The 12,026-nt window shown below is 67.2% G+C and carries 13 protein-coding genes; 2 read left to right on the top strand and 11 right to left on the bottom strand.

The features are described from left to right. Window positions 1-21: 21 nt before the first annotated feature. The 3 genes from AC2S9W_RS18735 to AC2S9W_RS18725 form a co-directional block, all read right to left on the bottom strand. Window positions 22-837: a DODA-type extradiol aromatic ring-opening family dioxygenase gene (locus AC2S9W_RS18735; protein ID WP_486571412.1), complete on the bottom strand. Its 816-nt coding sequence runs from the start codon at window positions 835-837 to the stop codon at window positions 22-24. A gap of 4 nt (window positions 838-841) precedes the next feature. After that, window positions 842-1,444: an NAD(P)H:quinone oxidoreductase gene (wrbA, locus tag AC2S9W_RS18730; protein ID WP_212598693.1), complete on the bottom strand. Its 603-nt coding sequence runs from the start codon at window positions 1,442-1,444 to the stop codon at window positions 842-844. 116 nt (window positions 1,445-1,560) lie between these two features. Further along, on the bottom strand, window positions 1,561-2,268 hold the full coding sequence (locus tag AC2S9W_RS18725; RefSeq protein WP_241941471.1) for a pirin family protein: 708 nt from the start codon (window positions 2,266-2,268) through the stop codon (window positions 1,561-1,563). A gap of 142 nt (window positions 2,269-2,410) precedes the next feature. Between AC2S9W_RS18725 and AC2S9W_RS18720 the strand changes: the two genes are divergently transcribed. Then, window positions 2,411-3,337, top strand: a complete 927-nt coding sequence (locus AC2S9W_RS18720) for a LysR family transcriptional regulator (RefSeq protein WP_076076441.1) — start codon at window positions 2,411-2,413, stop codon at window positions 3,335-3,337. 139 nt (window positions 3,338-3,476) lie between these two features. Then, window positions 3,477-4,184, top strand: a complete 708-nt coding sequence (ctrA, locus tag AC2S9W_RS18715) for a response regulator transcription factor CtrA (RefSeq protein WP_003040277.1) — start codon at window positions 3,477-3,479, stop codon at window positions 4,182-4,184. 72 nt (window positions 4,185-4,256) lie between these two features. On the opposite strand, the gene AC2S9W_RS18710 is transcribed toward ctrA, so the two are convergent. The 8 genes from AC2S9W_RS18710 to AC2S9W_RS18675 all read right to left on the bottom strand — a co-directional run bounded on the left by AC2S9W_RS18710 (window position 4,257) and on the right by AC2S9W_RS18675 (window position 11,979). Then, window positions 4,257-4,619: a PilZ domain-containing protein gene (locus AC2S9W_RS18710; RefSeq protein ID WP_424540005.1), complete on the bottom strand. Its 363-nt coding sequence runs from the start codon at window positions 4,617-4,619 to the stop codon at window positions 4,257-4,259. Between the two features lie 251 nt (window positions 4,620-4,870). Further along, entirely contained in the window at window positions 4,871-5,404 is a 534-nt protein-coding gene (locus tag AC2S9W_RS18705) for a hypothetical protein (RefSeq protein ID WP_486571411.1), read from the bottom strand. 233 nt (window positions 5,405-5,637) lie between these two features. Next, window positions 5,638-6,183 carry a hypothetical protein gene (locus AC2S9W_RS18700; protein WP_076076434.1) on the bottom strand — a complete coding sequence of 182 codons (546 nt, stop codon included), beginning with the start codon at window positions 6,181-6,183 and terminating at the stop codon, window positions 5,638-5,640. A gap of 127 nt (window positions 6,184-6,310) precedes the next feature. Next, the gene (locus tag AC2S9W_RS18695; protein WP_076076431.1) at window positions 6,311-7,153 is read right to left on the bottom strand and encodes a glycine zipper 2TM domain-containing protein; all 843 of its coding nucleotides are present in this window, start codon (window positions 7,151-7,153) and stop codon (window positions 6,311-6,313) included. A 114-nt stretch (window positions 7,154-7,267) separates the two neighbouring features. Next, the gene (locus AC2S9W_RS18690; RefSeq protein ID WP_286750438.1) at window positions 7,268-7,756 is read right to left on the bottom strand and encodes a GAF domain-containing protein; all 489 of its coding nucleotides are present in this window, start codon (window positions 7,754-7,756) and stop codon (window positions 7,268-7,270) included. A gap of 26 nt (window positions 7,757-7,782) precedes the next feature. After that, entirely contained in the window at window positions 7,783-9,927 is a 2,145-nt protein-coding gene (locus AC2S9W_RS18685) for a prolyl oligopeptidase family serine peptidase (protein WP_486571410.1), read from the bottom strand. 298 nt (window positions 9,928-10,225) lie between these two features. Beyond that, window positions 10,226-10,645, bottom strand: coding sequence for a 50S ribosomal protein L17 (rplQ, locus tag AC2S9W_RS18680; RefSeq protein ID WP_067105459.1), 420 nt, complete (start codon window positions 10,643-10,645; stop codon window positions 10,226-10,228). A gap of 275 nt (window positions 10,646-10,920) precedes the next feature. Then, on the bottom strand, window positions 10,921-11,979 hold the full coding sequence (locus AC2S9W_RS18675; RefSeq protein ID WP_067105458.1) for a DNA-directed RNA polymerase subunit alpha: 1,059 nt from the start codon (window positions 11,977-11,979) through the stop codon (window positions 10,921-10,923). Window positions 11,980-12,026: the final 47 nt, after the last annotated feature.

Raw genomic sequence — 12,026 nt, 5'->3', positions numbered from 1 at the left:
GTGCGCCAAGGTCGCTGAAATCTATTGCTCCGCACCGAAAGCATAGGCGTCCATCGCGAGCACCGCATAGGTGACGCTGTCGTGCAACCGCCTGGCGTGGAGGCCATCGTCTTCCGCGCCCGCGCCCATCGCGACGAACAGCGGCAGGATGTGATCGGGCGTCGGGTGATTGTCGCGGCCGTGCGGCGCGCGTTCGACCGCGTGCAGCAGGCCGTCGACGGCGTTGGCGGCCATGCGGTCGGCGATCCAGTTGGTGAACGCCGTCACCCAGGGTGCCGCCGGGGCGCCGATCGGCGGGCGTGCGGAAAAATAGGCGCGGAGATTGTGGGTGATGCTGCCCGATCCGACGATCAGCACCCCGTCGTCGCGCAGCGGAGCGAGCGCCTGCCCCAGCGCATAATGCCATTCGGGCGGCGCGTGGGAGGCGATCGAAAGCTGGACGACGGGAATGTCGGCGTCGGGGTAGAGCAGCGAAAGCGGCACCCAGGCGCCATGATCGAGCCCGCGCTCCGCATCGACCGTGACGGCGAGGCGGTGAGCGGTGAGGCGATCGGCGATGCGCCGTGCCAGCGCGGGATCGCCCGGCGCGGGATAGCGCATCGCGAAAAGCGCATCGGGAAAGCCGCCGAAGTCGTGGATTGTCGGCGGCCGGGGCGATGCGGTGACGGTCGCGCGGCCGCCTTCCTGCGCGGCGTCGTGATGCGCCGACACGACGAGGATCGCGCGGGGACGCGGCAGACGGATGCCCAGTCCGGCGAGGAAATCCCGCGCCGGACTGGGCTCAAGCGCCATCATCGGCGAGCCGTGCGAAAGGAACAGGCTCGGCAGACGGCGCATCGGGTCAGGCCACCAGCTTCGCGGCGGTGCGCGCCACGCGTTCGCCCAGATAGCGCGCGCCGCCGAGGTCGGCTTCGCTCGGCTGGCGCGACCCGTCGCCGTTGGCGATCGTCGTCGCGCCATAGGGCGCGCCGCCCTTGACCTCTTCGACACCCATCTGGCCCGCATAGCCATAATCGAGCCCGACGATCGTCAGGCCGAAGTGCAGCAGGTTGGTGATGATGTTGAACAGCGTCGTTTCCTGTCCGCCATGCTGCGTCGCCGACGAGGTGAAGGCGGCGCCGACCTTGCCGGTCAGCAGGCCCTGCGCCCAGACGCCGCCGGCGGTGTCCCAGAAACTCGCCATCTGGCTCGACATGCGGCCGAAGCGCGTCGGCGTGCCGACGACGATCGCGTCATAGTTCGCCAGTTCCTTGGGGTCGCTGAGCAGCGGGTGCGCGGTGTCGGTCTTGAAGCCGGCGGCCTGGACGACCGCTTCGGGCGCGGTTTCCGCGACCCGGCGGATATCGACCTCGGCGCCCGCGGCGCGCGCGCCTTCGGCCACCGCGTCGGCCATCGTCTCGATATGCCCATAGCTCGAATAATAAAGCACCAGAACCTTCGCCATCTTCCTTGTCCTTTCAGTCGGCCTTGAAAAAAGAGAGAGTGGGCCGCCGCCGGGGGGAGGGGATTGGCGGCGGCCCGAAGCTCCCCTCCCGAAGGCGGGAGGGGAGCGGGGGGGAGCTAGAGGCTGTCGACGAGCACCAGTTCGGCGTCGTCGATCGCCTCGACCTCGATCCGGGCGACGTCGCGGATCGCGATGCCGTCGCGCGGATCGGCGTCCGTGCCGTTGACGCGGATGCGGCCCTTGGCGGCGACCAGATAGGCGTGGCGTCCGGCGCCGAGGTCATAGGCGACGCGGTCGCCCGCGCTCACCGTCGCCGCCGCGACGCGGGCGTCGGCACGGATCGGCAGGGCCCCGAAACTTTCGCCGTCGCCCTCGATCCCGCTCGCCACGGTCACGAACTGGCCCGAACGGTCGGCCTTGGGAAATTCGCGCTGACCCCAGCCGGGCGCGCCGCCCGGACGATCGGGGATGATCCAGATCTGGAACAGCGTCGTTTCCTCGTCCTCGAGGTTGAACTCGCTGTGCGTGACCCCGGTGCCTGCGCTCATCACCTGGACGTCGCCCGCCGCGGTGCGGCCGCTGTTGCCCATGCTGTCGCGGTGGCTGATCGCGCCGGTGCGGACATAGGTGATGATCTCCATGTCGCGGTGCGGGTGCGGGGGAAAGCCCGACTGCGCCGCGATGGCGTCGTCGTTCCAGACGCGCAGCGCGCCCCAGCCCATCCGGTCCTCGTCATGATAGTTGGCGAAGGAGAAGTGGTGGCGGGCATCGAGCCAGCCGTGGTCGGCGTGGCCCAGCGTATCGAACTTGCGGATATCGATCATGGCCTTGTCCTTTCATCGTCCTTTCATCGCCGCCACGGGCCATATGTCCCGGCGGCCTTTCGTGTTGCAGCCAAGATAGCGATGGCGATCGTTTCTGGAATAGCGTAGATGGAAAACGATCGTTTCCGAATTTGGGGTATTGATGGCGCTTCCCGATTATGAAGGCTGGGCCTGTTTCGCCGCTGTGGCCGACAGCGGCAGCTTCACGGCCGCGGCGGGGGCGCTCGGTCTGTCGAAGGCGAGCGTGTCGAAGGCGGTGAGCCGGCTCGAGGCGTCGCTCGGCATCACCCTGCTGCACCGCAGCTCGCGCTCAGTGACGGTGTCGACGGCGGGGGAGGGGCTGCTCGGCGAAGCGCGCGCGATGGTCGCGGCGGCGACGGCGGCGACCGAGGCGGCGCGCGGCGACCGGCTCGACCTTGCGGGGCCGGTCCGGCTCGCGGCACCGATGAGCTTCGGCATCAAGGTGCTCGGCCCGCCGCTCGCCGCTTTCCTCGAACGCCATCCCGCGGTCGAGATCGAGGTGGCGCTGAGCGACGCGCGCCAGGACCTCATCGCCGAAGGCATCGATCTTGCGCTGCGGATCGCGCCGCTCGCCGATTCCAGTCTGCTCGTGCGCACGATCGCGCCGGTCGCGGCGTCGGTGCTGGCAAGCCCCGCCTATCTCGCGAGCCACGGCACGCCGCGGCATCCGCTCGACCTCGGCGGGCATCGGCTGATCGGCTACGGCCATCGCGAGCGCGCCGCGCCGCTTCGGTTCCATCGGGCGCGCGAAGAAGCGACGGTCTTGCCGACGGGGCCGCTGTTCGCGAACAACGGCGATGTCATGGTCCCGCTGCTCGTCGCGGGTGGCGGCATCGCGGTGCTGCCCGACTTCATCGTGGAGGAGGCGCTGGCGTCGGGCGCGCTGGTGAAGATCCTGACCGACTGGTCGCTTCCGCAAGCCTATCTCCACCTGCTTTCGCCGCCCTCGCGCCTCCGCCCCGCGCGCGTGCGGGCGTTGTCGGACTATCTCGTCGAGGCGCTGAAGCTGTCGTGCGCGGGGCGCGACTCGCGGGAATCCGGCGATTAAATCAAAATTAACCTTTTCCCTTCATTGCTTTCATGGTTAATGTTCCGGCAGTCCTGCAAACAGGGGTCGGCCGGGGGCGTCACGATAGCCGGCGGACAGGTCGCGGGATGATCGTGGGAAACAGGTTAAGGGGTGCCCAATGCGCGTACTGCTGATCGAGGACGAGCCGACGACCGCCAAGGCGATCGATACGATGCTGACGACCGAGGGCTTCAACGTCTACACGACCGATCTGGGCGAGGAAGGCCTCGATCTGGGCAAGCTCTATGATTACGACATCATCCTGCTCGACCTGAACCTGCCCGACATGCACGGCTATGACGTGCTCAAGAAATTGCGCACCGCGAAGGTGCAGACACCGGTGCTGATCCTGTCGGGCATTTCGGAAATGGATTCGAAGGTGCGCTCGTTCGGCTTCGGCGCCGACGATTATGTCACCAAGCCCTTCCACCGCGACGAGTTGGTCGCCCGCATCCATGCGGTCGTCCGCCGCTCGAAGGGGCACAGCCAGAGCGTCATCAAGACCGGCAAGCTCGCGGTCAATCTCGATACCAAGACGGTCGAGGTCGACGGCGTCCGCGTCCATCTGACCGGCAAGGAATATCAGATGCTGGAGCTGCTTTCGCTCCGCAAGGGCACGACGCTGACCAAGGAGATGTTCCTGAACCATCTCTACGGCGGCATGGACGAGCCCGAACTCAAGATCATCGACGTCTTCATCTGCAAGCTGCGCAAGAAGCTGGCGCTGGCCTGCGGCGGCGAAAACTATATCGAGACGGTCTGGGGCCGCGGCTATGTGCTGCGCGACATCGACGAGGAAGGCAACGAGGTGCGCCGCGTCGCCTGACGCCGCATCGCTACAGGGCAAAGGGGGACCCGGCGCGGAGCGATCCGCGCCGGTTTTTTTGTGCTCGTGTATTTAGCGGCCGCGCCCGTAATGGCCGGGAAGCTTGGTCGTCAGCCCCAGGCCGGGCCGCCATGTCGACAGCCGCGGCGCGGGGACGATCTGGAAATCGGCCTTGGCGTCCGCGGTGACGAGCTGATCGCCATGCGCCGCGCGCAGCCGGACGGTTTCGATCGGTTGGTCGGTCTGGATGCCGAATTTCCGGTCCGCGACCCAGCGCACGGTGCCGAGCATCGGATCGTGCCCCGGCATGAAGATCGTCATCCGCTCGCCGATTTCGAGCGGATAGGGACCCTGCCCCCCGATACCATGTTCGGACACGTTGCGGATCGTGACGTCGAACCGGCCGAGCCGCTGGCACCCGAGCGCAGCCTTCACCAGCCGCGACTGGCGCGGTCGGCGCTTTTCGGCTGGAGCCGTCGAGGCGGGGGCCTCTGGATGCGGCATGGTGCGACCCGATACTGCCGCCCGACCCCCACGTCCGGCGGTAATTATGGTCCCGTTTCAGGCTCTAAAGGAAGAAGGTAAATTTTCATATAGCGACGCGGGCGGCGGCGGCCGGGCCGCCGCACGGCGACAACGGCCCACCGCGCGCCGAAAAGCGCCGGTGGGCCGAGCGCGACGAAGCGTCAGCGGCGCAGGCCCGAGACGTCGAGGTCATGGACGCGGCCATAGCGCACGTCGCAACTGAACTTGCCCTTGTCATAGGATCCGCCGCGGCCCCAACGGCCATAGCCGTCGCGCACCACCAGCCGGCCCTTGATCTTGTAGCCGTCGCGCTTGCGATCGATCCGCGTCACCTCGGTCACGTCGGCGCGGCCATAGCGGCTCGCGCGGCGCTGCACGGCGTTGACGCACTGGTTCACCGCACTGCGGCTGTCGCCATAGCGGCGATAGTCATAGCCGTAACCATAACGAGGGTCGTCGTAGCGGCCGCGATACCGGCTGTCGTATCGATCGTAGCGGTCGTTGCCGGACGCGAGGATCGCGGCCAGCCCGCCGAGCACCACCGCACCGGCGATGATTTCGCCCGCGCCGATGCCGTCATCGTGGCGGTCGCGCGCGACCACGGGCGTGGCGCTCAGCATGGCGCCCGCGGCGACTGTCCCGATCACGGCCTTGGTCCAGGCCGGGACGGTCCGGGGGAGGGGTGTCCGGGTCATATTCGGTCTCCTTCACACGAGGCAGCGGTCGCTGCCTGTTGGAGCCCTTGTAGAGCCGCTGCGGTGACGCGGCCCTGAACTCTCCGCTTATCTGGGGTTCAGTCTTGGACCGCGCCCGGCGCCCGCCGCGAGCTGCGGTGCCGTTCGAAAAGCGGCGCGCCGGGGAACGGGCCTTTGTTCGTGTGAAGGAGATATGCGCCGAAAGCCCGACGCAAAAGGGCGCCGATATCGGCTCAGCCGAAGCTGACGTCGATGACGCGGCCGTTCCGGTAGCTGCAGCCGAAACTGCGCACCTCGCCACCCAGGCGCGACGCGGTGCCCGTGACATACCAGCCGTCGCCGCCGTTGGCCGGCCGGGTGTCGGTGATGCTGTCGACGCGGGCGTCGTCGCCCATCTCGCCCTCGACCGCCCAGCTGCAGGCATCGGCGGCGCGCGCTTCGGCTTCGCCGCTGCCATAGGCGCGCGGCGCGTCGTCGCGGCGCGATTCATAGCGCGGCATGTCGCGCGGATCGTCACGATACGGCGGTTCGTAGCGATCGTCGCGGTTACGCCGATCGCGGCCGTCCCGGCTCGCGGCACTGGCGATGGCGGCGATCGCGCCGATGACGAACAGGCCGCCGATCACGTCGCCGGCGTCGATCCGGTCGTGGTGGCGATAGCCCCAGCCTCCGCCGCCCCAGCCGCCATGGCGGCTGCGCGCCTCGGCGGGCGTGGCGGACAGGCCGACCGAGGTCAGGACGATGGCGGTGGCGGTCGCAAGGCTGGTCAGCTTACGCATCGGCTACGCTCCTTGGCGGGCAGGGGGATGGCGCCCGCGATCACCGCCCGCCTTAGGCGGCCGATGCTTTCGCGTCGCTGAACTGCCCTCGATACGCGGCGACCCGATTGCGCGCGAACGCTCTTTCTCAGCAGACGCAGCGCGGCTTGGGTTTCGGTTTCCAGCGCTTCTTGGCGACGACGCGCTTCTTCACCGGGACCGTTTCATAATAGGTGCGCGTGCTCGTTTCGACGCGTTCGGTCACCACCGGCGGGCCGTTGATGATCGTCGTCACCACCACGCCCGGCGTGTAATAGCCGTATCCATAGCCATAGCCGTAACCGTGCTGATAGGCGCCGCCCTGGTAATAGCCCCCGCGGCTCGCCCGCCATGCCTCGCACCGCTGGCGATCCGCGGCATCGCCGATCGCGGCGCCCGCGATCGCACCGAGCCCGCCGCCGATCAGCGTTCCCGCGGTGCGATTGCCGCGGCCGGCGATGCGATTGCCCGCGATGCCACCCACGACGCCGCCGACAACCGCACCGCCCACTGTGCCCCCCTGGCCGCAGCGCCGTTGCATCTCTTCCTCATAGGCATGGTCGTATCCGCCATAATAAGGCGCATAGCCGGGCGGCGGGGGCGGATAATCGACGCCCGCGCCCGGCCGGCCTTCGACCGAGCCTTCGTAGCTGCCATGATAGCGCCGCCCGTCGGGCGCTTCATAGGTGCCGTCCCAGGTGCCGGTCCAGCGTCCCTCGGCGTCATAGCTGCCGCGAAAGACCGTGCCGGGCGGCGGCGGCGGATAATCGCCGCCGCGATACTCGACCTCGCTCGGCACGCGATCGGGATAGCCGGTGTAGACGCGCGTGTCGGTCGCGGTGGGCACGCCATATTCGAGCGATGGCGACGGAGCGGGCGCCTCCGTGCTGTTGGCGCGCCCTGCAAGCAGCAGCGACCCCGCGGCGACCCCGAGCAACAAGATGGTGCGCATGCCAAATCCCCTTTCCCGGCGGCAATCCGCCATTGGTTAACAGGATGTTAGCAAAATCGAGGCTTGTTCGCGAATCCGTTTACCCTGATCCGCGCGTCCCATTTTGGGCCAATGTCAGCCCGCGAGCGCCGGCGCGACGCGGGCGATCAGCGCCTCGGCACCCGCCTGATCCTCGGGCGCGAAGCGGCCCGGATGGGGGCTGTCGAGATCGAGGACGCCGACCAGCCGGTCCGCGACGACGATCGGCACGACCAGTTCGCTGCGGCTCGCCGCGTCGCAGGCGATGTGGCCGGCAAAGGCCTGCACGTCGGCGACGCGCTGCGTCGCGCGCAGCCGCGCGGCGGCACCGCACACCCCCCTGTCGAGCGGGATGCGGATGCACGCCGCCTTGCCCTGGAACGGCCCCAGCACCAGCTCGCGACCGTCGAAGCGATAGAAGCCCGCCCAGTTGAGGTCGGGGATCGCCTGCCAGACCAGCGCCGCGACGTTCGCCATGTTGGCGATGCCGTCGGTTTCGCCCGCCACCAGCGCCGCGGCGGCGTCGGCCACCTCGGTCCACAGCATCGCGGGATCGGTCGCGGAAAAGGAGAAGGCGTGCGACATGTGCGTTCTTTCGGAGTGAGGCAGCGTTATTCGACGGCCAGCCCGGTCCATTTGGCGGCGAAGGCATATTTGTCGGCGGCCTCTGCGATGATCTTGTCGGTCGGCTTGCCCGATCCGTGGCCGGCGCGCGTTTCGATGCGGATCAGGTGCGGCTTCGGCCCGATATCGGCGTGCTGCAACTGGGCGGTATATTTGAAGCTGTGCCCCGGCACGACGCGGTCGTCGGTGTCGGCGGTGGTGACGAGGATCGCCGGATAGGCGGTGCCGCCCCGGATATTGTGATAGGGCGAATAGCCGAGCAGATTCCGGAAATCGCTCTCCCGCGACGGATAGCCATAGTCGTCGACCCAATAGCGCCCGGCGGTGAAGCGGTCGAAGCGCAGCATGTCCATCACGCCGACCGCGGGCAGCGCGGCGGCGAACAGGTCGGGGCGCTGGTTGGTGACGGCGCCGACGAGCAGGCCGCCGTTCGACCCGCCTTCGATCGCCAGCTTGCCCGGGCCGGCGATCCCCTCGGCGATCAGATATTCGCCCGCGGCGATGAAATCGTCGAACACATTCTGCTTGTTGGCGAGGCGGCCGGCGTCGTGCCACGCCTTGCCATATTCGCCGCCGCCGCGCAGGTTGGCGATCGCGAGCACGCCGCCCTTGTCGACCCAGGCGAGCCGCGTCGGCGAAAAGGCGGGGGTCAGCGACACGTTGAAGCCGCCATAGCCATAGAGCAGGGTCGGCGAGCCCTGCGACCGGTCGATGCCCTTCTTCTGGATGACGAACATCGGCACCTCGGTGCCGTCCTTCGATTTGTAGAAGCGCTGCTCGACCGCGAACTGCTTCGGATCGAAGGTAAGCTTCGGCGCCGCGAAGACGTCGGTCTTTCCGCTCACCGTGTCGAGCCGGTAGATGGTCGTCGGCTGGGCGAAGCTGGAAAAGGCGTAGAAGGTCTCGGGGTCGCCCGGCTTGCCGCCGAAGCCCGCCGCCGATCCGATGGCGGCCAGATTGATGGTCGCGACCGGCTTGCCGTCGAGCGCGACCATCCGCGCCTCGGACTTCGCGTCGCCGAGGTAGGAGAGGATCAGGCGGTCGCCGACGCGCGAGGCGCCGACCAGCGTCGCCTCCTGCTGCGGGACGATCTCGGTCAGGACGCCGGGCTTGCGGATGTCGAGCGAGACGATGCGCTGGCGCGGCGCGTCCCTGTTGGTGACGAAGGTGAACCGCGGGCCCTGGTTGGTCACATATTCCCAATTGTTCGCGAAATCGTCGACCAGCGCGATCGCCTTGCCGCCCTTCACCGGGTGGAGCGTCAGCGCATAGCGTTCGTCGGTCCCCTCCGACGAGACGACGAGCACATATTTGCCGTCGTCGGTGACGCGCGTGCTGTGGTTCAGCTTCGGCTGATCGGGGCTCGCGTGGATCAGCACATCGGCGCTTTGCGGCGTGCCGAGCTTGTGGAAATAGACGGCGTGATTTTCGTTGAGCGACTGGAACGCCTCGCCCGCCTGCGGTTCGGGGAAGCGTGAATAATAGAATCCGCTGCCGTCCTTCGCCCAGTCGAGCGACGAGAATTTGACCCAGCGGATCTCGTCGGGGGTGTCGGCGCCGGTCGCGACGTCCATGACGCGCACGATGCGCCAGTCGGTGCCGCCGTCCTGCACCGCATAGAGCAGATACCGGCCGTCCTCCGACGGTTCCCATTCGGCCAGTGCGGTCGCACCGTCCTTCGCCCAGCCGTTGGGGTCGATCAGGACGCGGCCTTCGCCCGCCAGTCCGTCGCGGACATGGAGCACCGCCTGCGGCTGGAGCCCGTCGTTGCGCGTATAGAAATAGCGGGTACCCGCCTTGCGCGGCAGGCCGAAGCGCTCGTAATTGTAGAGCTCGGTCATCCGCTTCGCGAAAATGTCGCGGCCGGGCAGCGTGTCGAGATAGGCGTCGGTGACCTTGTTCTGCGCCGCGACCCAGTCGGCGACCTTCGGCGCGACGCGGACGTCCTCTTCCAGCCAGCGATAGGGATCGGCGACGGTCACGCCGAACTGCGTGTCGGCGGTGCCGTCGCGCTCGGTCGCCGGATAGGCGAGCCCGCTTGCAGGCGCCGCCGCGTCGGTCGCCCCGGCCGCTCCCGGCGTCATGAGCAGGGCAACCAGCGCCAGCGGCGCGGACAGGCTTTTGCGGTGCATGGCAAGGCGATCCTCATCGTGTCGGGAAACAATCTTGCGTCCCTATGAAACCATCGGCCCATGGCGGGCAAGGGGAATCGGGTGGGATGCGAACCTGAAGCCTGATCACCTTGGACTCTGATGACATTAGATTGACCCCCTTCGTCATTGCGAGCGGAGCGAAGCAATCCAGAGCGGTTTGCGCCAACTCTGGATTGCCGCGTCGCTTCGCTCCTCGCAATGACGATTCCAACCCATGAAAAAGGGCGGCCGTCCCGTGGACGCCGCCCTTGATCTTGTGTCACCGGAAAGGCGCGGCTTACGCGTCTTCCAGTTCCTCGTCGGTCATCACCGGACCCGAATCCTGGCCCTTGGCATCGACGTCGCGGTCGACGAATTCGATGATCGCGATCGGCGCCGCGTCCGAAGCGCGGATGCCCGCCTTGATGATGCGGGTGTAGCCGCCGTTGCGATCCTTGTAGCGTTCGGCGAGCACGTCGAACAGCTTGACGAGCTGCGTGTCGTCCATCAGCCGGCTCTGCGCGAGGCGGCGATTGGCGAGCCCGCCGCGCTTCGCGAGCGTGACCAGCTTCTCGATATAGGGGCGCAGTTCCTTCGCCTTGGCGACGGTCGTCGTGATCTGCTCGTGCTTGATCAGCGAGGCCGACATATTGCGGAACATCGCGATGCGATGCGCGCTGGTGCGCTGAAGCTTCCGGCCACCCGATTTATGACGCATGTTCTTGTCCTTCGTTCGTTAAGGGCCCGTATGAGGTAGCCCAGACCAGGTCGATTAACGGGCCGACCCATTCCCCATTGGTTGCTTCCCTCTCCCCTTGGGGGAGAGGGTTGCGAAAACTTGGCGACTTGTCGCCTAGTTGCAGCTGGGTGAGGGGTATGCGGTTGCTTTGCAACCGCGCGGCGCTTCGCGCCGCTCACCCTCATCCAACTTCGCCTAATCGCTTCGCGATAAGGCTACGTATCCTTCTCCCCTCAAGGGAGAAGGTTCGTTGCTCAGCCCAGCAGCTCCTGTTCGAGCTTCTTGGCCATTTCCTCGATATTCTCCGGCGGCCAGCCGGGGATGTCCATGCCGAGGCGCAGACCCATCGACGAGAGCACTTCCTTGATCTCGTTGAGCGACTTGCGGCCGAAGTTCGGCGTGCGGAGCATCTCGGCCTCGGTCTTCTGGACCAGGTCGCCGATGTAGATGATGTTGTCGTTCTTGAGGCAGTTGGCGCTGCGGACCGACAGTTCGAGTTCGTCGACCTTCTTGAGCAGGAAGCGGTTGAGCTGGTTGACGTCCGACTCCTCGCTCGCCTGCGACGGCGCCGCCATGCCGATCAGGCCGCTGTCGTTCATCGCCTCTTCGAAGTGGACGAAGACCTGGAGCTGGTCCTGCAGGATGCGCGCCGCATAGGCGACCGCATCCTCGGGCGTCACCGTGCCGTCGGTCTCGACGGTCAGGTTGAGCTTGTCATAGTCGAGTTCCTGCCCGATGCGGGCGTTCTCGACCTTGTAGGCGACCTGGCGCACCGGCGAGTAGAGCGAATCGACCGGGATCAGGCCGATCGGCGCGTCGGCCGGACGGTTGGCGGTCGCGGGGACGTAGCCTTTGCCGGTGTCGGCGACGAGTTCCATGTTCAGCGTCGCACCATCGTCGAGATGGCAGACGACATGGTCGGGGTTCATCACCTTGATGTCGCCAGACACCATGATGTCGCCCGCCTTGACGACGGCGGGGCCGGTCGCCGAAAGCTGCAGCCGCTTCGGGCCTTCGCCTTCCATCCTGAGCGCGATCTGCTTCACGTTGAGGACGATGTCGGTGACGTCCTCGCGCACGCCGGCAAGGCTCGAGAATTCGTGCAGGACGTTCTCGATCTTGATCGACGTGATCGCCGCGCCCTGGAGCGACGACAGCAGCACGCGGCGCAGCGCGTTGCCCAGCGTCAGGCCGAAGCCGCGCTCGAGCGGCTCGGCGACGAAGGTCGCCTTGCTCTTGCCGTCGCTGCCGGCCTTGATTTCCAGGTTGCTGGGCTTCTTCAATTCCTGCCAGTTCCGGATATTGACAGTCATGGACTTCCCTTTGCTTTTGCGGGACGGGCCGGGGTCGCGGCCTGCCC

The sequence above is a fragment of the Sphingopyxis sp. 550B genome (assembly GCF_057401805.1).
The sequence above is the reverse complement of the archived record's forward strand: the minus strand, read 5'-3'. Positions and strand labels throughout refer to the sequence as shown.